General features: G+C 60.4%; 20 protein-coding genes. 16 read left to right on the forward strand and 4 right to left on the reverse strand.

Features of this window, described 5'->3' with window-relative positions; all coding sequences use genetic code 11:
* Positions 1-35 precede the first annotated feature (35 nt).
* Positions 36-2,036 carry a hypothetical protein gene (locus COA55_RS11485; protein WP_290502296.1) on the reverse strand — a complete coding sequence of 667 codons (2,001 nt, stop codon included), beginning with the start codon at positions 2,034-2,036 and terminating at the stop codon, positions 36-38.
* A gap of 298 nt (positions 2,037-2,334) precedes the next feature.
* Between COA55_RS11485 and COA55_RS11490 the strand changes: the two genes are divergently transcribed.
* The 4 genes from COA55_RS11490 to COA55_RS11505 are packed head-to-tail and all read left to right on the forward strand — an operon-like array spanning position 2,335 to position 6,079.
* Positions 2,335-3,339 carry a PhoH family protein gene (locus COA55_RS11490; RefSeq protein WP_290502297.1) on the forward strand — a complete coding sequence of 335 codons (1,005 nt, stop codon included), beginning with the start codon at positions 2,335-2,337 and terminating at the stop codon, positions 3,337-3,339.
* Complete coding sequence (gene ybeY / locus COA55_RS11495) at positions 3,311-3,838, forward strand: rRNA maturation RNase YbeY (protein WP_290502298.1); 528 nt, start codon at positions 3,311-3,313, stop codon at positions 3,836-3,838. The genes COA55_RS11490 and ybeY overlap by 29 nt, the downstream gene beginning before the upstream one ends.
* A complete protein-coding gene (locus tag COA55_RS11500; RefSeq protein ID WP_063518994.1) occupies positions 3,838-4,725 on the forward strand; it encodes a transporter associated domain-containing protein in 888 nt (295 codons plus the stop codon). Before ybeY ends, COA55_RS11500 begins: the two co-directional genes overlap by 1 nt.
* Positions 4,691-6,079, forward strand: coding sequence for a rhomboid family intramembrane serine protease (locus tag COA55_RS11505; protein ID WP_290502299.1), 1,389 nt, complete (start codon positions 4,691-4,693; stop codon positions 6,077-6,079). Before COA55_RS11500 ends, COA55_RS11505 begins: the two co-directional genes overlap by 35 nt.
* A gap of 28 nt (positions 6,080-6,107) precedes the next feature.
* Here COA55_RS11505 and COA55_RS11510 read toward each other — a convergent pair whose 3' ends face one another.
* Positions 6,108-7,484: a B-box zinc finger protein gene (locus COA55_RS11510; protein WP_290502300.1), complete on the reverse strand. Its 1,377-nt coding sequence runs from the start codon at positions 7,482-7,484 to the stop codon at positions 6,108-6,110.
* 128 nt (positions 7,485-7,612) lie between these two features.
* Here COA55_RS11510 and lnt point away from each other — a divergent pair, with 128 nt between their 5' ends.
* From lnt to sulP, 4 genes are all read left to right on the forward strand, one after another.
* Positions 7,613-9,082 (forward strand): apolipoprotein N-acyltransferase, encoded by a 1,470-nt coding sequence (gene lnt / locus COA55_RS11515; protein ID WP_290502301.1) that lies wholly within the window; start codon positions 7,613-7,615, stop codon positions 9,080-9,082.
* Positions 9,083-9,183: 101 nt separating this feature from the next.
* Positions 9,184-10,092, forward strand: coding sequence for an MBL fold metallo-hydrolase (locus COA55_RS11520; protein ID WP_290502302.1), 909 nt, complete (start codon positions 9,184-9,186; stop codon positions 10,090-10,092).
* A 43-nt stretch (positions 10,093-10,135) separates the two neighbouring features.
* A complete protein-coding gene (locus tag COA55_RS11525) occupies positions 10,136-10,564 on the forward strand; it encodes a TIGR01244 family sulfur transferase (protein WP_290502303.1) in 429 nt (142 codons plus the stop codon).
* A gap of 1 nt (position 10,565) precedes the next feature.
* A complete protein-coding gene (gene sulP / locus COA55_RS11530) occupies positions 10,566-12,302 on the forward strand; it encodes a sulfate permease (RefSeq protein WP_290502304.1) in 1,737 nt (578 codons plus the stop codon).
* Between the two features lie 102 nt (positions 12,303-12,404).
* On the opposite strand, the gene COA55_RS11535 is transcribed toward sulP, so the two are convergent.
* Positions 12,405-13,019: a YdcF family protein gene (locus tag COA55_RS11535; RefSeq protein ID WP_290502305.1), complete on the reverse strand. Its 615-nt coding sequence runs from the start codon at positions 13,017-13,019 to the stop codon at positions 12,405-12,407.
* A 194-nt stretch (positions 13,020-13,213) separates the two neighbouring features.
* Here COA55_RS11535 and leuS point away from each other — a divergent pair, with 194 nt between their 5' ends.
* The 4 genes from leuS to COA55_RS11555 all read left to right on the forward strand — a co-directional run bounded on the left by leuS (position 13,214) and on the right by COA55_RS11555 (position 18,526).
* Positions 13,214-15,661 (forward strand): leucine--tRNA ligase, encoded by a 2,448-nt coding sequence (leuS, locus tag COA55_RS11540; protein ID WP_290502306.1) that lies wholly within the window; start codon positions 13,214-13,216, stop codon positions 15,659-15,661.
* A 90-nt stretch (positions 15,662-15,751) separates the two neighbouring features.
* Complete coding sequence (lptE, locus tag COA55_RS11545; RefSeq protein WP_290502307.1) at positions 15,752-16,249, forward strand: LPS assembly lipoprotein LptE; 498 nt, start codon at positions 15,752-15,754, stop codon at positions 16,247-16,249.
* On the forward strand, positions 16,249-17,262 hold the full coding sequence (gene holA / locus COA55_RS11550) for a DNA polymerase III subunit delta (protein ID WP_290502308.1): 1,014 nt from the start codon (positions 16,249-16,251) through the stop codon (positions 17,260-17,262). Before lptE ends, holA begins: the two co-directional genes overlap by 1 nt.
* A gap of 412 nt (positions 17,263-17,674) precedes the next feature.
* Entirely contained in the window at positions 17,675-18,526 is an 852-nt protein-coding gene (locus tag COA55_RS11555) for a class I SAM-dependent methyltransferase (protein WP_290502309.1), read from the forward strand.
* 81 nt (positions 18,527-18,607) lie between these two features.
* On the opposite strand, the gene COA55_RS11560 is transcribed toward COA55_RS11555, so the two are convergent.
* The gene (locus COA55_RS11560; RefSeq protein ID WP_290502310.1) at positions 18,608-19,912 is read right to left on the reverse strand and encodes an alpha/beta hydrolase; all 1,305 of its coding nucleotides are present in this window, start codon (positions 19,910-19,912) and stop codon (positions 18,608-18,610) included.
* 398 nt (positions 19,913-20,310) lie between these two features.
* Between COA55_RS11560 and COA55_RS11565 the strand changes: the two genes are divergently transcribed.
* The 4 genes from COA55_RS11565 to rlmH are packed head-to-tail and all read left to right on the forward strand — an operon-like array spanning position 20,311 to position 23,153.
* Positions 20,311-21,582 carry a glutamate-5-semialdehyde dehydrogenase gene (locus tag COA55_RS11565; protein ID WP_290502311.1) on the forward strand — a complete coding sequence of 424 codons (1,272 nt, stop codon included), beginning with the start codon at positions 20,311-20,313 and terminating at the stop codon, positions 21,580-21,582.
* 50 nt (positions 21,583-21,632) lie between these two features.
* Complete coding sequence (nadD, locus tag COA55_RS11570) at positions 21,633-22,310, forward strand: nicotinate-nucleotide adenylyltransferase (RefSeq protein ID WP_290502312.1); 678 nt, start codon at positions 21,633-21,635, stop codon at positions 22,308-22,310.
* 6 nt (positions 22,311-22,316) lie between these two features.
* Complete coding sequence (gene rsfS, locus COA55_RS11575; RefSeq protein WP_063519020.1) at positions 22,317-22,679, forward strand: ribosome silencing factor; 363 nt, start codon at positions 22,317-22,319, stop codon at positions 22,677-22,679.
* Between the two features lie 3 nt (positions 22,680-22,682).
* Positions 22,683-23,153, forward strand: coding sequence for a 23S rRNA (pseudouridine(1915)-N(3))-methyltransferase RlmH (gene rlmH, locus COA55_RS11580; protein WP_063519019.1), 471 nt, complete (start codon positions 22,683-22,685; stop codon positions 23,151-23,153).
* The last annotated feature ends 18 nt before the right edge of the window (positions 23,154-23,171 follow it).

Here is a 23,171-nt window from a genome sequence, read left to right on the forward strand (position 1 = left end):
CTACGAGAAGACTGTGTCAAGACGGCAGTGCTGACTTACTCCGGTGAGCGCGCCAGATCTTCACTGATCAGTGACACAGATTCCGGCGCCGACTGCATCCAGCTCAGCGACGGAGCCACATCGCCACCTGCGGAGTCCAGAATGTTATCGAAACGCAGCACCATACCTTGTGACTTTTCCGCCACATACAGGTGCTCGCCATCGAAAGCGATGTCCACCGGGTTACCCAACTGGGTGGCCCCGACCGCATTGTTGTCCTCGTCATCAATGCGTACCGACACATCGGTTACCCCGTCTGCCGTAGATGCGTCATCCAGCACATACAGCTTGCCATCAGTGGGGTTGGCGCCGCTGCCCACATCCGAGAGAATCAGCTGATCGGTTTCGGCCACATGGACGATGCCGTGCAGGTTGGTCGGCGCGCTAAATGCCACCCCACCCTCAGCCGGGGTAATCACCCGGTCCGCACCGCCACCGCCACGCTCGGTACTGTAGTCATCAAATACCGCCACGGTGCCATCGGTAAGCGCCACAAAGAGACGATCTTCCTCCGGGTCATAGTCAAGATCCCAGGGCGCCACACTCAGCATGGTGCTGAACAACGGTGGCACATCGCCACCGGCCTGGGCGCCGAACACCCGCACCGCCGGGCTGCCATTATCCGTCACCAGAACCCAGCCAAGCTGATCGGCCACATCAAAGCCCTTGGGTGAAGACAACCCGGTGCTTGCGCCTTCGATCACTCGATCCCGACTGGCACTGAACATCTCTCCATCACGACCGGTGGCCAGGCGGTTGATCACGGCAAGCCCTGTGTCATAGGAAATATAGGCATCACCCATCTGATTGAAAGCCAGACTTTCCCGGTCCAGTCCCGTGGCAAAACCGCGCTGCATGGCGCCCAGATCCAGATCCAGCACCACCACATCCGGATCGCCGGGCAGCGCCGGGGCATTACTGGTCACCGCCACCCCGGTGAAGTCGGTGCCGGTCTCATCAATGTCTGAAAGGTCTACCACCGGCTCCTGCTCAACCACCAGCGCCAGGGATTCCGGTTTGAGGCTGTCGACCACTTCATCCGGGGCCACATCACCGGAACTGCCCGACAGCACATCGTTGTAGACCAGCACAGCATCATTGGACTTTTCTGCGATGTAAGCCTTGTTGCCATCCAGCACCAAGTCCACCGGGTTACCCATCAGGGTCGCAGGCCCGGCCAGAGAACGGGACGGCGTCACACTGCCATTCGCCGTAGACGCATTACCGATCACATACAGACGCCCATCATCAGCCACGGCAGCATCACCCACATCGGTGATCACCAGAGTGTCGCTATCCGACTGGTAAGCGATACCGTGAATATTCGATACCGGGCCAGCAGAATCCGGGGTAATGGTACGGGAAGGCGTCGCCATGAAGCCGCCATCAACATAATCGTCCACCACCAACACGGTGCCATTGGTCATCGCCAGGAAGAGTCGGTCAGACGCTTCATCATAGGCCAGATCCCAGGCGTTGCCGGGCAGAGCCGTGCTGGCCAGTGGCACGGCATTGTCACCAGCAGCAGAGCCAAACACTTCCACGCTGTTGCCGCCCACATTGGCAGCCATTACCAGCCCGGCCTGATGGGCAATGGCGATCCCTTTCAGTGTCATGGACCCATTGGCCGGAAAATCCCGATCCAGGGTCGGTACTGCAGAGGCGTTATTATTCCGCTCCACGATCCTGTGCAGGGTTTGCAGGCTGCTCGGGCTGCCACCACTGTCATTTGCCGCGTACAGATTCCCCAGCAGATCCAGGGCAATGCCTTCGTTGGCATCTGCACTGAAGGTTTGCTGCACGTTCAGACGAGCATCCAGCAGGTCAACCTCCCCGGCGTTACCGCTACCGTTATGCATCACCAGCAGCTGGTTTCCCTCGCCCAGGCCCGGCCCGGGGACCAGGGAACGACGATCATCGTCTCCCCCACAACCAGCCAGCGCCACCGCCATGGCCAGCGGTGAAAGCCAAATGAAACCTTTGCCATTCGCATTCATGCCTTCTCTCCTTGATGGATATCCATTCCGGCCAGCAGGCCGGGTGGGCAGGACCCTGAGTCCTGCTTCCATTACCCGCAGAAGAAACCGGCGGATGTAACAGGAGGTAATGTTTTGCGTGATATAGGTAAGGCGCTTGTGGGAACCACAAACCACCGGTTGTCCGACAGGGACAAATCCTGCCTTGCTGGCAGGCCCCGGAATCGCTAGCCTGCAACGGTAATTTCGCTTCCCCGGAGCCTGGCTTCGGGGTATTCTGAAGGTCACCATAACAGCCCGAAGGGCCACCTTTTCCATCTTGGACACACCACTCGTTTCACAGCACATCAGCCTCGAACCCAACGATTCCCGTCGACTGGCCAACCTCTGTGGCCGCCTGGATGAGCACGTCAAGCAGATCGCGCAGCGCCTGCACGTGGAAATCCTCAATCGCGGCAACCAGTTTCACCTGGCCGGGGACGCCGACGCCGTGGATGCGGCCGGGGCCATTCTCAGCGAACTCTACGAACAGACCCGCGACGGCACCGAGCTGACACCGGAAATGGTGCACCTGCATCTGCAACAGTCCAACGTGGCTGACCAGGCCGGTAACGCCCGCGCAGACAACACCGTGCCGTTTCCCGGCGAGGAGGTGCTGATCCGCACCAAGCGGGTGCGCATCAAGCCCCGCGGCGCGCACCAGCGCGAGTACGTCAAACAGATCCGCAAACACGACATCAATTTCGGCGTGGGCCCGGCGGGTACCGGCAAGACCTGGCTGGCCGTAGCCTGCGCCGTGGATGCCCTGGAAAAAGCCGAGGTGCAACGCATTCTGCTGGTGCGCCCGGCGGTGGAAGCCGGTGAAAAACTGGGCTTTCTGCCCGGCGACCTGGCGGAAAAAATCGATCCCTATCTGCGCCCGCTTTACGATGCGCTCTACGAGATGATCGGCTTTGAAAAAGTGGCCAAGCTGATGGACAGAATGGTCATCGAAGTGGCGCCGCTGGCGTACATGCGCGGGCGCACCCTGAACAACAGTTTCGTGATTCTGGATGAAGCCCAGAACACCACCCCGGAACAAATGAAAATGTTCCTTACCCGGATCGGCTTTGGCACGCGCGCGGTCATTACCGGCGACGTAACCCAGGTGGATTTGCCCCGCCATCAACGTTCCGGCCTGGTCAACACGCTGGAAGTACTGGATGGGGTCAACGGCATCGGGGTGACCCGGTTCGATAGCCGCGACGTGGTTCGCCACCCGCTGGTTCAACGCATTGTAGAGGCCTACGACCGTCATGAGCGGGATACCGACACCGACCGTTGATATCCAGTGGGCCAGCGACGCCCCGGACGCCCCCGACGAACCCCATTTATGTGAATGGGTGCGCCATGCGGCCATTGCCGCAGGAGGCGTGGTGGGCGACATTACCCTGCGCATCGTGGATGAAGACGAGATTCGCACCCTCAACCGTGACTACCGCGACAAGGACGCCCCCACCAATGTGCTGTCCTTTCCTTTTGACATGCCCGAGGGGCTGCCGGAAGGCGCGGTAGAACCGCTATTGGGAGACATCGTTATCTGCGACGCGGTGGTACAGCGCGAAGCCAGCGAACAGCACAAACCCCTCGACGCCCACTGGGCGCACATGGTCACCCACGGTGTGCTGCACCTGCTGGGTTATGATCATATTGACGATGACGATGCGCTCGTCATGGAAACCCTGGAAATCCGCGCCCTCGGTGAGCAAGGCTTTCCTGATCCTTACAGCCCTGTGCAGGAAGACAGCCAGGCGCAACCTGAAAACACGGAGTTTAATCCCTGATGTCGGACGATTTTTCGGATAACGGTACCAGCCGAAGTTGGTTGGAGCGTGTCGGCCAGTTTTTCTCACCCACTCCGGGCGACCGGAGCGAATTACTGGAACTGATGCGCTCCATGCGCGACACCCACATCATCGACGGCGACACCCTGGGCATCATCGAAGGCGCCATCTGCGTGGCAGACATGCAGGTACGTGAAATCATGATTCCCCGCTCGCAAATGGTCAGCATCAAGGCCAGCTCCGACCCACGGGATTTTTTGCCCACCATTATCGACTGCGCCCATTCCCGCTTCCCGGTACTGGGCGACGACCCGGATGAAGTCATCGGCATCCTGCTGGCCAAGGACCTGCTACCGTTAATCCTTGATCCCGCCCGTATGGAGCGTTTTGCGATCAAAGATCACATCCGTTCCGCTATGGTAGTGCCAGAATCAAAACGTCTGGATTCGTTGCTGCGTGAATTTCGTATCAGCCGCAACCACATGGCCATCGTGGTCAACGAATACGGCGGCGTGGCCGGGCTGGTCACCATTGAAGATGTGCTGGAACAAATCGTCGGCGAAATCGAAGACGAACACGATATCGAAGAAGACGACTACCTGATCAAGGATCTGGATAACAACGAATACACCGTCAAGGCGCTGACACCCATCGACGACTTCAACGAACACTTCCATTGCCACCTCAGCGATGAAGAGTTCGACACCATCGGGGGACTGGTGATGCAGAAGTTTGGACGCCTGCCGGGCCGTGATGAAAGCATCACCCTGGAAGGCTTCCGTGTCACCGTGCTCAGTGCTGACGGCCGTACAATACGACTGTTACGGGTGACACCGCCGGGGGATAACAACAATGACGAAACCGACCACGGCGCAGACAGCGACTGACCAGGCGGCACCTGCCTGGCGCAACGCCCCCTGGGTAATGGCTGTGCTGGCCATTACCCTGCTCGCCGGCCAGTTCTTCAATAACGGCAACGCCGTCCAGCCCGTTCTTGGCTGGTACCAGAACGGCGGCCTGAAAACCCTGGAATGGGACAACTACCTCTCCTGGCTTCGCTTCAACAATCAAAGCGACCTGTCACAACGGCTGGAACAAAACGCAGGCATGGACGCCCACGTCTACGGCGCCGCCCTGTTCGCCGACGACTTCGTGACCGACAGCAAACGCCGCGCCCGGGATTTCTGGTCGTCCGCCGAGATCGAACAATGGAACCGCCTGCGCGAGCAGATTCCCGCACAAGTGGCTGCCAGCAATCTGTACCGCTGGGGCCTGCCGGACAGCTCGCCGCGCCCGGCCCGTTTCTTTACCGCACCGTTCACCGGCGGTTCGCTCTGGTTGAGCCTGGCGACCCTATTGCTGCTGGCACCGCTGGCCCCCACTCTGGAGCGCCGCCTTGGCCATGGCCGGGTATTCGCCCTGTGGATACTCGGCTGCCTGCTCAGTGGCTTTGGCTACCTGTTGCTGGCGAGCCCGGGGCAGATTCCGTTCCACGGTGCCACGGCACCACTGCTGGTCTGGTTCGGCGCTTTCTTTGGCCTGCAACGCAGCACCCTGCAACTGCCCCTCTGGCACCCCAAACACAGGCAGTGGCAACGCCTGCCGGTATCGCCCTACACCTTGCTGCCCCTGCCCGTGGCGGTCATGGCAGCGTTGGCATTGTTCAGCACCCCGTTGCTCGCCAATCTCAGTGCGGGCATCGCCGCCTTTATCGGCGGCTTGTTGCTGGTGCAGATCATGCGCCCGCAACCGGTCGAAGCCGCGCAGCAAGACAATCCCCCCACGGACCCTCAGCAACTTTCCTCACTGACCCGGGGCTGGGACGCCCTGGGACAATTGAACGGCGACGTGGCCAGCACGGCCTTCGCGCAAATTCTTGCCACCGAACCGGATCATTTCGACGCCCTCACCGGGCAATTCACCGCGCAACAATTACTCAGCGATAACGCGGCCTGGACCACCGTCGCCCAGCAACTGTTCGTTCACCCGGCAACAGAAGAAGGCCAGGCCATTCAGGTGGCGCAGTGCTGGCAGCAGTACCGGCAACGCGGCGGCAACGCGCTGCCCGCCGCCATTGGCTGGCCACTCCTGCAAACATTAACGCGGGCGGGTGAGTTTCAGAAGGCAGAAAAGCTGGCGCGGGAACTGGATGATCATGCACTCAAGGCAGACGCCATCGCCCAGCTGCGTGACACCTTGCTTCAGGAAGGACTGGCACACCGGGCAAAGGCGCTGGCGTGATTAACGCCGGGGGCTAATTCTTTACCACTCACTCCCAGGCAGCCCGGCACTCCGACACTTTCTGGCGCAAGCGGGCATCGCGGCAATGACTTTCCACAAAACGCAGGTACTGCTCGGCCTTGCCCGCCAGCCCGAAATGTTCGGCCAGCACTTTCGCCAACAACAGGTAGGCTTCCCCAAGATCGGTAAAATCCGGGTGTTTCTGGTGGAGATCCTTGAGCAAGGCAACCGCCAGTTTCGGATCACGGGCATAAACACCGTCAGCCAATGCCAACCGTAATGCTGGCGCCGCCGGCAACCACTGCGGGTCGCGCAGGCGCTGGCGAGCAACCAGTGCCATGGCATCATCCCAGGCCTGCGCACCAATCAGCCAATCCAGGTAAGGCTCCGCCAGGGCAGTCCGTTCTTGCTCTTTACCCAGCACCGCCAGTAACCGGTCATGGTGGTGCCAGTCCGCTACCGTGGCTTTCTTGGTCTTGATGATCTTTGTGGTTGTCAGCAACACCTTGTCGAACCGCCCGGCGCACAGCTGGGTGCGTTGCCGACGCTCGGCCAACGGCTGGGTGACACGCCGCCCACCCTGATTCAGCCCCCACTGCCGGCCATGACGGACGGCAATATCACCACACAGCCCCGCCAGCACCAGCCACCACCAGGCAGCCAGCAACCCGGCCACAGCGTGCACCAGCGGCACGGGCAAGACGTCCATGGCCACCACGACCAGCGCCACCACCAGTACACTCCCCAACGACGCAAACCCGGCCGCCACGCCATAATCACGGGGAGCAGAGGCGATATAGGTGGCCGCCGCCGCATAAGCGCCAGGTGCTGCGCCCTGCACCAGCACTGCAAGCCACAGCGCCGGCACCAGCAGCATCCCGATCATCGCCATCAGCAGGCCACCCGGCACCGATACTGTCACCATCAGGCCACCCGCCAGGGCGATGACCACTACCGCCGGCAAGGCTTGCCACAGTGCACTTTTCCAGACACCGCTTTCTCCCAGGCAGTCCCAGCCAGGAAACGCCGCCTTGCGGGTTTTGCGGGGGCCGGCCCGCAACGTCATCAATGCCGCCGCAAAGGCGAAGGTGGGAAATCCCGCCAACAATGCCACCGGCACCATCGCCCATAGCGGCGTCAATAGCGCCGCCAACACCGCCCAGATCGCCATCAGGGGCAACAGCGGTAACGCGAAGGGCAGCCGCAGATAGCTGTCCAGGCGTTGCCACAGCGGCCCTACCTGACTCTGCCCCGCCGGCGCCAGTTCGTGATTGCACAGCAAGCAACGGGCTTCCATACGGTGGTCCTCGTCACCCTCCACACATTGCTGACACAGATGCAGTCCATCATGGGCGCAATACCACAGCGCCTGGGTTCCCGGATGGTACTTGCATGGGTGTTTCACTATGATGCCCCCAGACTTGTCATTCCGGTTTAACCGGTTATTTTGCCTGCTACTTTATTCGTATTATTGCATCGACTCTAGTCCAAACCGCCAGGCGGCCTGCTCGCCAGCATGAAACGAGGAACCCCATGCGAGATCGTCTGCTGGCCCTGATTGCCGGCCTGCTTTTTCCCCTTGCCTTCGCTCCCTATGATCTCTGGCCCCTGCTGTTTGTCAGCATCGGCACCGGTTACTGGTGCCAGCAGCGGGCCGGTTCTGCCCGCGAAGCGCTGTTGCGAGGCTGGCTCTACGGGCTCGGCATGTTCGCTTTCGGTATTTCCTGGGTGCATGTGTCCATGCATGACTACGGCTTCATGCCGCTATGGATGGCCATCCCGTTCACCGGCATCTTTGCCGCCTTTCTGGCCCTGTTTTACGGGATCACCTTTTATGCCAGCTGGCGACTGGGGCGTTCGGCACTGGTGTTTGCCGGTAGCTGGCTGTTGCTGGACTGGGTACGCGGCGTCTTCCTCACCGGTTTCCCCTGGCTGTATGCAGGTTATGCCCTGATCGATACGCCCTTTGCTCCGCTGGCCCCCATCGGTGGGGTATGGCTGCTCACGCTCACCACCGTGCTGGTCAGCGCCAGCCTGGTTCGCCCGGCAAACGGCCGGCGAGCATGGCACACCAGCCTGGCCGCGGCCTGCGCCCTGCTGGTGCTCACCGCCGTCTCTCACACGCTCACGTTCACCCAAACCAGTGGCCCGGCACAAAAAGTCGCGCTGGTGCAGGGCAATATCCCCCAGGACATCAAGTGGCAGCTGTCCATGCGTGAGCGGACCCAGCAAATCTATCAGGAGCTGACCCAGGCTATTCCCGCCGACACCCTGGTGATCTGGCCGGAATCCGCGCTCACCAATTTCTACCAGAACGTATCCGGATTCCTGGAGCAGGAAGGTCAACAGATTGCCGAGCGCCACGGCGGCTTCATCACCGGCGTTCCCTGGCGGGCGGCCAGCGATAGCGGCGTGACCTACCACAACAGCATCGCCTCCATCCCGCTTGATCCCGGTGACGGCAACCCGCGCGTCTATCACAAACAGAAGCTGGTCCCGTTTGGCGAATATGTACCCATGCAGTCGCTGATCCGCGGGCTGATTCCGTTCTTTGATTTGCCCATGTCCGGCTTTACGCCCGGCAGCCCGCAGCAACCGAATCTGACCGCCCTGGGCCACACCGTGGCGCCGTTTATTTGCTATGAAATTCTCTACCCGGAACAGGTGGCCAGCCGCAGCCACGATGCCGATGTGCTGCTGACCATCAGCAACGATGCCTGGTTCGGCACCTCCGCCGGCCCCCTGCAACATTTCCAGATGGCCCGCATGCGCGCCGCAGAAACCGGGCGCTGGCTGCTGCGGGGGACCAACAACGGCGTCACCGCCGTGATTGATCACCACGGCCAGGTCATCGATGCCCTGCCTCAGTTCACCCGTGACGTGCTCTACAGCGAATACCACCCACGCACCGGCATCACGCCCTTCATGACCACCGGCGTGTGGCCCTGGCTGCTGCTCTCGGGACTACTGATCGGGCTGGGATTCATGCTGAGGAACAAGTAACAACCACTATATTTCATTTTGATATAAGCTTATATCCAATTTGACATCCAGCAATGCACCTCCTATAAAAGGATGATGAAATCCCGTTATTGGAGGTAGCAATGCTGCGCCCCGACGTCACTGCTTTTTTTGACCAGGACACCAACACAGTCAGCTATGTGGTTACCGACCCGGCAACCCGTCACTGCGCCATCGTGGACTCGGTGCTGGATTACAATGCCAATGCCGGGCGCACCTCGCACTCCAGCGCGCAACGCATGGTTGACCACATCGAGCAAAACAACCTGACGGTGGACTGGTTACTGGAAACCCATGTCCATGCAGACCACCTTTCTGCGGCACCGTGGATCCAGCAGCAGGTGGGTGGCCAGCTGGCCATTGGTGAGCATATCTGCACGGTGCAGGACACCTTCGGCAAGGTTTTTAATGCCGGGACAGAGTTCGCCCGGGATGGCAGCCAGTTCGACCACCTTTTCAAGGACGGCGAGCACTACAAGGTAGGCAGCATCGACGCCCGCGCCATCCACACCCCCGGCCACACGCCGGCCTGCATGAGCCATGTGATTGGCGATGCGGTTTTCGTGGGCGACACCCTGTTCATGCCCGACTACGGCACCGCCCGTTGCGACTTCCCCGGTGGCGATGCCCGGACCCTGTATCGCTCGATCCAGAAGTTGCTGGTGCTGCCAGACCAGACCCGCATGTTCCTCTGCCATGACTATCTGCCGGACAGTCGTCAGTCACTCATCTGGGAAACCACCGTCGGCGAACAACGCAAGCACAACATCCATGTCCACGAAGGCACCAGCGAAGACGACTTTGTCAGCATGCGCGAAACCCGCGACGCCACCCTGGATATGCCCCGTCTGATTCTGCCCTCGGTACAGGTCAACATGCGCGCCGGCCACCTCCCGGCAGCAGAAGACAATGGCGTCCAATACCTGAAAATTCCGCTCAACACGCTCGGCGCCGAACAGACAACGGATGAGGACAGGGCCACAAATGCGTAAGCTAGCGCGTCATCGACAACCATTTCCCAGAAAAGGCTGAACCATGACCGATTTCAACAAACTCAATGACGACCTGTCCGTATCTGCGCAATTGCTGCCAGAAGACATGCCCGCCGTTGCCGCTGCCGGTTTCAAGATGGTGCTCAACAACCGCCCCGACGGGGAAGCCGCCGACCAACCCAGCAGCAACGAAATGGCCGTCGCCGCGGAAGCTGCCGGGCTTGCCTACGCCCATCAACCGGTGGTGGGCACCAACATTGCCGAAACCGATATCGACGGCTTCGACGCCATCGTATCCCTGGCAGAAACCCCCGTACTGGCCTTCTGCCGCACCGGCACGCGCAGCACCACCCTGTGGGCGCTGACCCAGGCCAGCGAACAGGACAATGCCAGCATTCTCGCCACCGCCGAACAGGCCGGGTACGACCTGAGCGCCCTGGCGGAGCGGCTCGACCAGCGCCGGGGCCAGTAATATGCCGCGAGCCCTGCACCTGTTGCGCTGGCTGCCCGCCAGCGAATGGCTGGCTCGCTACACCCGCGCCGACGCGGCCGGAGACGGTCTGGCCGCTGTCATCGTCACCATTTTATTGGTGCCCCAGGGACTGGCCTACGCCCTGCTCGCCGGCATGCCCCCGGAAACCGGGCTTTATGCCAGCATGCTGCCACTGATCCTTTATGGCCTGTTCGGCACCAGCAGCAGCCTGTCCGTTGGGCCTGCAGCACTGACCTCACTGATCACCGCTTCCGCCGCCGGCGCCCTGGCCCAGGGCGATCCACAACTGTTCATCCAGGCCGCCATCGGTATGGGCCTGCTCTCCGGGGTTTTCCTGATAGCCATGGCGGTACTGCGCCTCGGCTGGCTCACCAATTTGCTCAGTCACCCGGTCATCATCGGCTTTGTCAGCGGTTGCGCCATTTTGATCGCCGGCAGCCAACTCAAGCACCTGCTGGGCATTGAGGCCGACGGCGAAAACGTGCTGCAACTGGGACGCAGCTTGCTTGCCCAGCTCAACCACAGCCACTGGCTCACCGTGGGCATCAGCGCCATTGCCATCTTCTCCCTGCTGATACCCAAACAACTGGCCGGCCCGCTCAAACGCAGCCCCCTGCCCGGCTGGCTCAGCGCCTTTCTGGGCAAGTCCGGCCCCATCCTGGCCGTGCTGATCACCACCGTACTGGCGTTTTTCTTCCATCTTGAACAGCGCGGGCTCGCCATTGTCGGCGGTATCCCCAGTGGCCTGCCTCATCTGTCCGCTCCGCAAATGGATTGGGCCCACTGGAAAACCCTGATCACTCCCGCACTGTTGCTCGCACTGATCGGCTTTGTGGAATCCATCTCCCTGGCCCAGGCACTGGCCGCGCGCCGCCGTGAACGTATTTCCCCCAACCGGGAGCTGATGGGCCTGGGGCTGGCCAACCTGGCCAGCGGCCTGTCCGGCTCCTTCGCAGTGACCGGCAGTTTTTCCCGCACCACGGTGAGCTTCGACGCCGGCGCCCGCACCCCCATGACCAGCTTGCTTACCGGTATCGGCATTGCGCTGGTGGCCCTGTTTTTTACCGGGCTGTTTCACGCCCTGCCCCTGGCGACCCTGGCTGCGATCATCGTGGTTGGCATTATTCCACTGATCGAATTGGGCGAAATTCGTCACCTTTGGCAATACAGCCGCCCTGACAGCGTCGCCATGCTGGCCACCTTGCTCGGCGTGTTACTGATCAATGTACAAACCGGCCTGCTCATCGGCGTGGGGCTATCCGTTGCCCTGTTTCTGTGGCGCACCAGCCAGCCCCATGTGGCCGAGGTGGGACAGGTACCCGGCACCCAGCATTTCCGCAATGTCGATCGCCACGACGCCATTGTCAGCGATCAGATACTGTCCATTCGGGTGGATGAGTCACTCTATTTCGGCAATGCCCGGCCCCTGGAAGATCTGCTCTACGACCGCGCCATGGCCCGCCCGGGCGTCGACCATGTGGTGCTGATGTGCTCCGCCATCAACCACCTGGACGCCAGTGCAGTGGAAAGCCTGGAAAGCCTGAATCAACGATTGAAAGATGCCGGCGTCAGCCTGCATTTATCGGAAGTGAAAGGCCCGGTGATGGACCGCCTGAAAAAAACCGACCTGCTGAGCGTGCTCAGCGGCCAGGTATTTCTCAGCCAGTATCAGGCGGTGGAGGCACTGGGAGGAGTACGCACGACACCTGACGCCTGACGCCTGACGCCTGACAGGTCAGACGTCTTGTAACATTCCCCGGGGTTTCAGGTTTTCTCTTGGGCGTTTGGCATCCGGCATTTGGCGTTAGGCATCCATCCCTCACAAATAGCGAACGTGATACCAGACCAGCGCCAGCCACTCGTACCAGATCTCTGGCACCATGGATAAGGCTCCCGCCGAAGGCAACCACTCCTGCTTCGGCAATCGCTTGCTCCACGCCGCCTGGGCCAGCACGCCCTGACTCTGGAAACACAACAGCGCCCGGGGCAAGTGAGCACGGTCGCTGACCAGCATCACCTCATCCATGCCTCGCTCGGCCAACAACTCACTGCTATAGCAAGCGTTTTCCCAGGTAGTGCGACTGCGAGTTTCCTTGATCACATTGAGCGTCGGCCAGCGGCGCAGGGCCTGTTCGGCCATCAGGTCCGCTTCACTGGGCTCGTTGTCGTGCATGGGGGTCTGGCTGATACCGCCACTGACCAGTAGCGGCAAGCCGTGCTCTTGGGCCAGTTCCGCCGCCAGCTTCAACCGCCGCAGCCCACGGGTAGTCAGGGAAAACCGGCCATTGCGCTGGCGCCGACCGGCGCCCAACACCACCACCGCCTGGGGGGTAATGCCGGTAATCCGGCGCGGCAAGGGCGGCAGGAAACTGCGCACCACCGCCGGCAGGCTGGCCCCCACCAGCACCAGCAGCATCAGGTAGGTCAGCACCATGGGCGGGACCTCACCACATCCACACCCGGCAAGCGCCCACGCCTGCGGTATTTATCGTTAAGATTGCGCATATGGACACCCGCGCACTGAGAAATCCGGGCTAAGCTCATGTATCCTATGTCCCCTTCACGACCGGGATGTTCCCCAAGGTCGCCCTGTTCCCGTTTGTTTTTATGATCAAGAAAAGAGAGCCGATGGACGCACAGTATCGCCCCGATCAGATCGAAGCCCAAGCCCAGCAGTACTGGGATGACAATCAGAGCTTCAAGGTCACCGAGGATGCCGGCAAGGAAAAGTTCTATTGCCTGAGCATGTTCCCCTATCCGTCTGGCCGCCTGCACATGGGCCACGTGCGCAACTACAGCATCGGCGATGTGGTCAGCCGTTACCAGCGCATGCAGGGCAAAAACGTCCTGCAGCCCATGGGTTGGGATGCCTTCGGCCTGCCGGCGGAAAACGCGGCGATCAAGAACAGGGTGGCCCCGGCCAAGTGGACTTTCGAGAACATCGACTACATGCGCGGGCAACTGCAACGTCTGGGTTTCGGTTACGACTGGGACCGGGAACTGGCCACCTGCACCCCGGAGTATTACCGCTGGGAACAGTGGTTCTTCACCAAATTGTACGAGAAAGGGCTGGTGTACCGGAAAATGTCCACAGTGAACTGGGACCCGGTAGACCAAACCGTATTGGCCAACGAGCAGGTCATTGATGGCCGTGGCTGGCGCTCCGGCGCATTGGTGGAACAAAAGGAAATCCCCCAGTGGTTTATCAAGATCACCGACTACGCCGATGAGCTGCTCAATGATCTGGACCAGCTGGATGGCTGGCCGGAACAGGTCAAGACCATGCAGCGCAACTGGATCGGCCGCTCTGAAGGGGTGGAGCTGGACTTCGCCATTGAAGGAGAAGAATCCCTGCGCGTTTATACCACCCGCCCGGACACGCTCATGGGCGTGAGCTATGTGGCGGTGGCCGCCGGCCACCCGCTGGCGCAAAAAGCGGCGGCGGCCAACCACGAAGTCGCCGACTTCGTCAAAGAATGCCAGAACACCAAGACCGCCGAAGCCGACATGGCGACCATGGAAAAGAAAGGCATCTACACGGGCCTCACCGCCACCCACCCGATCAGCGGTGAAGCGGTGCCGGTATGGGTCGCCAACTTCGTCCTGATGGGCTACGGCACCGGCGCGGTCATGGCGGTGCCCGCCCACGATCAGCGTGACTTTGAGTTTGCACAGAAATACGGCCTGCCCATCACCCAGGTAATTGAACCCGCCAACGGTGAGCAGATCGATCTGGCCCAGCAAGCCTTCACCGAAAAAGGCAGACTGGTGAACTCCGGGGAATTCACCGGCAAGACCTCCGCCGAGGCCTTCGACGCCATCGCCTCCTGGCTGAACGAGCGCAACCTGGGCGAAAAGAAAGTGAACTACCGGCTGCGCGACTGGGGTGTCTCCCGTCAGCGTTACTGGGGCGCGCCCATTCCCATGGTGGAAACCGAAGACGGCACCCTGCACCCCACCCCGGACGATCAGCTGCCCGTGGTGCTGCCCACCGATGTGGAAATGGACGGCGTCAACAGCCCCATCAAGGCCGACCCGGAGTGGGCCAAGACCACCTTCAACGGGCAGCCCGCCCTGCGTGAAACCGACACCTTCGACACCTTCATGGAGTCCAGCTGGTATTACGCACGCTACTGCTCACCCCAGAGCGACACCGCCATGCTGGACCCGGCCGCCACCGATTACTGGCTGCCCGTGGACCAGTACATCGGCGGCATCGAGCACGCCATCCTGCACCTGCTCTACTCGCGCTTCTTCCACAAGTTGCTACGCGATACCGGGCTGGTGAATTGCGACGAGCCCTTCAAGCAACTGCTGTGTCAGGGCATGGTGCTCAAAGACGGCGCCAAGATGTCCAAGTCCAAGGGCAACACCGTGGACCCGCAGCAAATGATCGAAGAATACGGCGCCGACACCGTGCGCCTGTTCATGATGTTTGCCGCGCCGCCGGAGCAATCGCTGGAATGGAACGACGCTGGCGTGGAAGGCGCCTTCCGCTTTATCAAGCGCCTGTGGCGTCTGGTGGCCGAACATGTGGAAGCCGGTAATGCCGGCACACTGGACGTAAACGCACTGGACGACGCAGGCAAGGCCTTGCGCCGCAAGACCCACGAAACCATCCAGAAAGTCAGCGACGACTATGGTCGCCGCAGCACCTTCAACACCGCCATTGCCGCAGTGATGGAATTGATCAATGAGGTTAGCAAGTTCGACGCTAACAGTGATAACCACGCCGCGGTAAAACACGAAGCCCTGGAAGCGGCCGTGCTGCTGCTGGCTCCCATCATCCCCCATGCGGGCCACAGCCTGTGGCAGGCCCTGGGTCATGAAGAGGCAGTGATTGATGCCCGCTGGCCCGGCGTGGATGAAAGCGCGCTGGTGAAAGACAGCATTGAACTGGTGGTACAGGTGAATGGCAAGGTCCGCGCCAAGCTGCATGTGCCCGCCAACGCCGACAAGGAATCAGTGGAAGCCCTGGCGATGGACGAGCCCAATGTGCAGAAATTCACCGAAGGTAAAACAGTGCGCAAAGTGATCGTGGTGCCGGGTAAACTGGTTAACATCGTCGCCAACTGAGCGCACTGCAATGCAGCGGATACCGTAGGGCGGAAATGGCCACAGGCCATCTCCGCCAGCCCGCCAGACAACCGAGAGAGCACGCGTACCATGAGGGTTACCGTTAACGCCATTACCACCCTGCTTCTCACCTTGCTGATCACGGCCTGCGGCTGGCAGCTACGCGGCGCCACCAGCGTGCCCACCATGGAAAGCCTGACCCTTGTTGGCGCCAGCACGGAGCTGAACTACAGCCTGGAAGACGAACTGGAAAATCAGGGCGTACTGGTGCACAACGAATCCCCCTACGAGTTGATCATTGATGATGAAGAGTGGATGCGCCGCACCTCTGCGGTGGATGATCAGGGCCGCCAGGCGGAAATCGAATTGCGCTACACCCTCTACTGGCACTTGCGCGATGTAAAAACCGGCGCTCTGCTGACCACCCCCAAACGCATGATGGCCCTGCGCAGCCTGCCCTGGTATCCGGAAAATGCCACCGCCTCTTCCGACGAAGAGCAACTGGTCCGTGAAGATCTGTATGAAGACATGACTTTCCGGCTGATCAACCAGATCGCCGTGGCGTCCAAGGGGTGGGAGACCTACTGATGCGCCTGCGTCCTGAGCAGCTTGGCAAGCATCTGTCCGCGACATTGCTGCCCGTCTATCTGGTGGCCGGCGATGAGCCACTGCAACAGGGTGAGCTGCTCGACGACCTGCGCCGGGCAGCCCGCGACCAGGGTTTTGACGAACGCCAGCGTTTTTCCAGTGATACCGGTATCGACTGGAACGCCCTGCTCAACGAATCGCAGAGCATGAGCCTGTTCGGCGGCCGCCGCATTCTCGAACTGGTACTCAACGACAAACGCCCGGACAAGACCGGCAGCCAAATTCTTCGCGATGTTCTCGCCGGCCTGAAAGGCGGAGCCAGTAGTGACACCCTGTTATTGATCCGCTGCTCACGGCTGGACCGCCGCAAGGACTGGAACAGCGCCTGGGTCAAAGCCGTGGATGAAATGGGTGCCGTGATCGAAGTCTGGCCAGTTGAAGGGAAAGGCTTGCGCAACTGGCTGCAGGAACGCCTCACCAGCCGTGGCCTGCGCGCCAACGAAGATGCCCTGGCCCTGCTGATTGAGCGCAGTGAAGGGAACCTGCTGGCCGCCGCCCAGGAAGTGGACAAGCTGGCTTTACTGGTAGAAGACGGCCAGGTCGGCCCGGAAGACGTTCAGCAAGCGGTGGGCGACTCCAGTCGCTACTCGCCCTTCGACCTCACCGAGGCTACCGCGCAGGGTGACAGCCAGCGCGTCATGCACATTATCCAGACCCTGCGCGCCGAAGGCGTGGAGCCCCCGGTGCTGCTGTGGGCCCTGAGCCGCGACATCCGCCTGCTCGACGGCATGCTCGGCGGCGGGCCGCCCCCGCGCTTGCCTCCACAGCGGGTACGCGCCATGCAAAACCAGGCCCAGCGCCTTAACCCGCAACAATTGCGCATCGCCCAGGCCAGCGCCATCCGTGCCGACCAGTGCGTCAAGGGAATGGCCAAGGGCGATCCCTGGAAACACATCACCTCCCTGGCCCTGCGCCTGGCTGGACACCCGCTACCTCGTAGCATGGAACGGTAAAAAAGACAGCTGCAAGCGACAAGCTTCAAGCAGCAACACGGAGAAGGCCCTGTGCCTCATGAAGCCCTACAGGACGCCGCGCTGCCAGGCTGGAGCCTATCTGCAGGCGTTCCTCTTGAGGGACGAACAGAGCGTAGCGAGGCAAGAAAGGCCAAAATCTATCCGCCGTTCTTTCTGAAACCTGTCGAGTTCTGAGATTCCTGATCGCCCTACGGGCGATTTCCGCGCAAGCGCGGTTCGCACCTCAAGAGGTACTCCTACAGCGGCTTCGTAGAAATGCCGAGGTCTTGGGAACTTTCTAACCTTTCTCTACCCAACGAGCGTAGCTCGTAGGATTGGCACAATATGCCACCCACCAATGGCAACATTCTGCTAGCCTGTTCGTCTTCTTTTTTGTCAGGCCAGAACAACAATGAGCGAACCACGCGATACTTCCTCCATCAGTTTTACTGCCCTGTACACCGGCCATGTCTGGACCCGTGACGGCATTTCCGCCCCGTTTTTCCACACCCGCGGTGGAGCCTTCCTGTATGGGGCGCTGGCACCCTTCGAGTTTGTCGGGCGGCGTATTGTCGGCGGCAACATCCGCACATTTCTGCTGCAGCGGCACCACTTGATTGATCACCGCCTACACCAGCTTATCGAAGCAGGCGTGACTCAAGTCGTCGAGATTGCCTGCGGCCTGTCGCCACGGGGACATCGTTTCTGCCAGCAGTATCCGCAGCTGACTTATCTGGAAACCGACCTTCCCGATATGGCGCATCGCAAGAAACAGTTGCTGCAGGAACATGATGTGCTCAGTGAACGTCACCGGGTGTTGCCTATCAATATTTTCGCCGAAGACGGCGAACTGAGCCTGGCACATGTGCTCGATCAGTTGGACCACAGCAAACCCGTGGTGGTGATTACCGAAGGGCTGGTGAATTACTTCCCGCTGGACGTCATTTCAGAATTCTGGAAAAAACTGGCCGTCGCCCTGCAAGCCTTTCCTCAGGGCACATACCTCACCGACAACTACCCCCTCTATCGCGGCATGCCCTTCTACCGCACCCTGAAAGTGCTCGGCAACATGCTGGGCGCGGTGTCGCGCAGCCAGGTCGGCTTCCACTTTCACGCCGACGACGAAGCCATCGGCCACTTTAAAACACTGGGTTTCGACGACCTGAAAATTCACAACCCGGCCAACTATTACGACCAACTCCCCATTCCTCAAACCCGGGGCAATCCCATGGTGCGAATTCTGGAAGGCGTGGTATCGGCTTGAGATGCACCGCTCTCTCCATAAAAAAAACCGGCATTAAATGCCGGTTTTTTTTATGGAGGCAGAAAAGAAAACGTTTTCAGACTACCCGTAGATTCGCCGCACTTTTTCATCCTGGTCACGACGCAAAAAATATTCACCCTGCTTCAGTAACTGGGTAAACCGCTCCGCAGCCTGAATATTGCCGTGCTTGAACAAACAGCGCAGATAACCCGCACCGTCATAATCGAACACCAGCAACTCCAGCTTCAGCTCCGGGCTATCCATATACAAGGTACAGTCGCGCGCGTGATCCGCCAGGGAAAAACCCGGCTCATCCAGTTTCAACAGACAACCGAAGAAATTGATATCCACGACAGTGACTGGCTTGTTGAAACGAAACCGGTCTCCCACCCGGGATTCGCTGGTGACATGCCCATGGTTATTACACGGCACCAGGCGATCAGCTCGACGGCGCTCGATCTGGCTGTATTCCCCTTTGCTGAAGCGGCGAATGCCCTCCACGTTTTCCAGGGTTTCTCCGCGCAGGAAGGTCGAAAACAGGTCGAGGGACACTTCACGCTTTTCCAGCTGCGGCAGGTGGTCGGCCCCCTTGATCAAGGTAAATTGGGCATTGGGACAATTTTCCGCAAAGGAGGCGTTCTCCCAGGGCAAGGTAAAGCTGTCGAACTCACCGGTGGTAACCAGGGTGTCGCATTCCGGGTAACCGAGCAGCCCTTCCACAGATAACAAACGCCGACCGTTAATCTTGTAACGTTCGCACTCGTTATCCGACAAACGTTTCATCTGGCGGTAGAACAGCTTGCGGGCCGTGGGGCTGATGCCAGTGTCGTCCATGCGGTCGTAGTTGACCAGATACAGCACCACTGCCTGGCTGAACTCATCCATGCGCCCCTGCTCCAGCACCCGCACGGACTCTTCCACCAGCATGCGCCAGCTCTTGCGCGGGCGCGTCACGATCCCCGCCACAATCAGCTTGTCAGTGGCTTGCGGGTATTTGTAGGCAAAGGTACTGGCAATCGCCGAGCCCAGCGACAACCCCATCAGATGGACCTTTCTCAGGCCGGATTGCAAGCTGAACTCATAGAGCAGATCGGCCAGGTCTTCCATGCTCAAATCCGGGGCGATCTGGGTGTTGTTACCCAGCGACGGCAAGTCCACCAGGATAACGGGGAAGTCCTCGTAGATGCGTTCTACGCAATACTTGTAGGAGGTGAAGTTCTGGAAAGCCCCGCCTACCACCAACAATGGCGGCTTGTGTGCGTTGGCAGGACTGGAGAATGCCAGGTAATCGATGCGCCACTTGCCGACCCACAGTTGAATCGCATCGGCCTTGATCCCGGAACGGGTGTACTCCTGATACTGAAAGCCCATAGTAATTGGCTCCATTTGGCCCACATTGTTCTTGTTTTATGTAGCGTCCGCACCCGGCGCCGATCTTTCTTCTTACTTGTGACAATAATTATTTGTGTCATCGACTGCGGCACAAAAATGGCACAAACGTACCAATAAAATCAGCAACTTATCGCACTGGTGTAGCAAAGGATTTCAATTCTTCACCATTTGTGAGCAAGCGTAAAGCACCGGTTATCGCTATAATGCCGCCTTTGGCGGGCGCGAAAATCAGTCTCGGCTGGCCGCTGATCCAACCTATGAGGCCAGCGGCCCACTGAACACCCGGTTTCCCCTACCTGCCGAGCGGTGTTATGCCGCACAATGGCGAGGTAGCGCTTCACCGCTCGCAAGACACCAACAGATCGAACGCAGAGAACTGACCGCAGAAAATTATGGATATCCAGCAATACATGCAACGCCTGGGCGAGCAGGCCCGCCAGGCCTCCCGTGCCATGGCCCGCGCCAGCTCCGGCGACAAAGACAAGGCGCTAGCCGCCATTGCCAACGCGCTGCGCGACCATCGCGACGCCATTTTGCGCGCCAACGAAAAAGACCTGGACGCCGGCCGCAGCAACGGCCTGGACGCCGCCCTGCTGGACCGCCTGGCTCTGACAGCAGACCGTTTTGACGGCATGGTGGAAGGCCTGGAACAAATTATCGGCCTGGCTGACCCGATCGGTGTGATCACCGACCTGGCCTACCGCCCGTCAGGTATTCAAGTCGGCAAAATGCGTGTACCTCTGGGTGTCATCGGCATCATTTACGAGTCTCGCCCGAATGTGACCATCGATGCCGCCGCCCTGTGCCTGAAATCCGGCAATGCAGCCATCCTGCGTGGCGGCTCCGAAGCCATCAATGCCAACCAGGCCATCGCTGAATGCATCCGCGAAGGCCTGCGCGCCGCCGGCCTGCCGGAAGCCGCGGTTCAGGTGGTAGAGACCACCGACCGCGCCGCCGTTGGCGAGCTGATCACCCACCCCGAATATGTGGACGTCATTGTGCCCCGGGGTGGCAAGGGCCTGATTGAGCGCATCAGCAACGACGCCCGCGTGCCGGTCATCAAGCACCTGGATGGCAACTGCCACACCTACATTGATGAGCAGGCGGATATCGCCAAGGCGATCAGCGTGGCCTTCAATGCCAAAACCCAGCGTTACGGCACCTGCAACACCACCGAAACCCTGCTGGTGGCCAATGCCATCGCCCAGCAGGTTCTCCCTGAGCTGGCCGCCCAATACCGGCAGGCAGGCGTGGAGCTCCGTGGTTGCGAGCAGACCCGTGATCTTCTGGAAAGCGTGGGCGTGACCGATATCCAGGTGGCCACGGAAGCCGACTGGGAAGAGGAATACCTGGCACCAGTGCTGGCGGTGAAAATCGTCAAGGACATTGATGAAGCCATCGAGCACATCAACCGCTACAGCTCGGGCCATACCGAAGCCATCATCACCGAGAACTACACCCTGGCCCGCCGCTTCCTCACCGAGGTGGACTCCAGCTCGGTGATGGTGAACGCGTCCACCCGCTTCGCCGACGGTTTCGAATACGGCCTGGGTGCGGAAATCGGTATTTCCACCGACAAAATCCATGCCCGCGGCCCAGTGGGCCTGGAAGGGCTGACCAGCCAGAAATGGGTGGTGCTGGGTGATGGTCATATACGGTTGTAAACGCCAGACGCCGGATGCCGGACGCCTAACATCAAACACGGAGGCGTGTTTTGCATAACGTCGGGCATCCGGCATCTGGCGTCCGGCCTCTGGTTCTCTTCGGCGGCACCTTTGATCCGGTTCACCGGGCGCATATCAGTGCCGCCCGAGCCGTCTCCAGAGTGCTTGATGGTGCCCCTGTGCACCTGCTCCCCAATGCCGTGCCGCCGCACCGGCCGCAACCCCTGGCCAGCGGCGAGCAGCGTCTGCGTATGGTGGAGCTGGCCTGTGCCGACCACCCGCACCTTTATCCGGATGGCTGGGAGCTGGCTCAACAGGGCCCCAGCTACAGCTTGGCCACCCTGCAGCATTTTCGGGATCAGCACCCAAACCGGCCACTGGTGTTCATGATTGGTGCCGACAGTTTTGCCAGCCTGCACCAGTGGCACCAGTGGCGCGACTACACCGCCCTGTGCCACCTGGCCGTGGTCCCCCGTCCGGACAGCCCGCTGGCGGACGATGCCGTTCTGGAAGCGTTTCCAGAAACCGATGCCCAAGGCCTGGCACAGCAGCCCTGCGGCCTGCGCCTCATGCTCAAACGGCCCTTTCTGGACGTCTCTGCCACCGCCATTCGTCAGGCCCTGGCAGAAAAAGGGCGCTGCCCGGCACTGGATGACGCCGTGATTACGCATATTCACCGCCACGACCTGTATAATGTGGCGAAACTTACTCCCTTTAATCAATCATGAGGCCCCATGAGCGCTGACACCCCGCTACTGCAACTGGTCATCGACGCCCTGGAAGAAGTCAAAGCCCAAAACATCACTCCACTGGATGTGCGTGAAATCACCAGTGTCGCGGACAACATGGTTATCGCCAGCGGCACCTCCAACCGCCATGTGAAAGCCCTGGCCGACAGCGTGACCGATGCGGCCAAGAACGCCGGCTTCCCGCCCATTGGAACCGAAGGGGAAAACACCGGCGAGTGGATTCTGGTGGACCTGGGCGATGTGATTGTTCATCTGATGCTGCCCGCCACCCGCGAGTTCTATGACCTGGAACGGCTGTGGAAGAACCCCCAGCACCACCCGGACCGCGACCAACAGCAAGACTCGTAATCCATGCGCATTGTTCTGCTGGCCATCGGCACCCGCATGCCTGCCTGGGTGACCGAAGGCTACAACGAATACCAGAAGCGCATGCCCCCGGACATGCGCCTGACGCTGGAAGAGATCCCCATGCCCAAACGCGGCAAAGGCGATGCCGGCAGCCAGATTCGCGCGGAAGCGGATGTTCTGCGTAAACGTGTAGAGAAATACCCCGGCGCAAAAATCGTGGCACTGGAAGTCAACGGTCGAGCCCTGGACACCCCTGCACTCAGCCGTAAACTGGGCGAGTTGAAAGACGTGGGCCAGGATCTGGTATTGCTGGTAGGCGGCCCCGATGGCCTGTGCCCGCAACTGTCAGCCAGCGCACATGAGTGCTGGAGCCTCTCGAACCTGACATTGCCACACCCTCTGGTCCGCGTGCTGCTGGCAGAACAGCTGTACCGGGGCTGGACGCTACTGACCGGGCACCCCTATCATCGCTGATCGCTATCGCCTCACACA

Origin of the sequence: Alcanivorax sp. (assembly GCF_002733835.1) — a bacterium.
Classification (GTDB): domain Bacteria; phylum Pseudomonadota; class Gammaproteobacteria; order Pseudomonadales; family Alcanivoracaceae; genus Alcanivorax.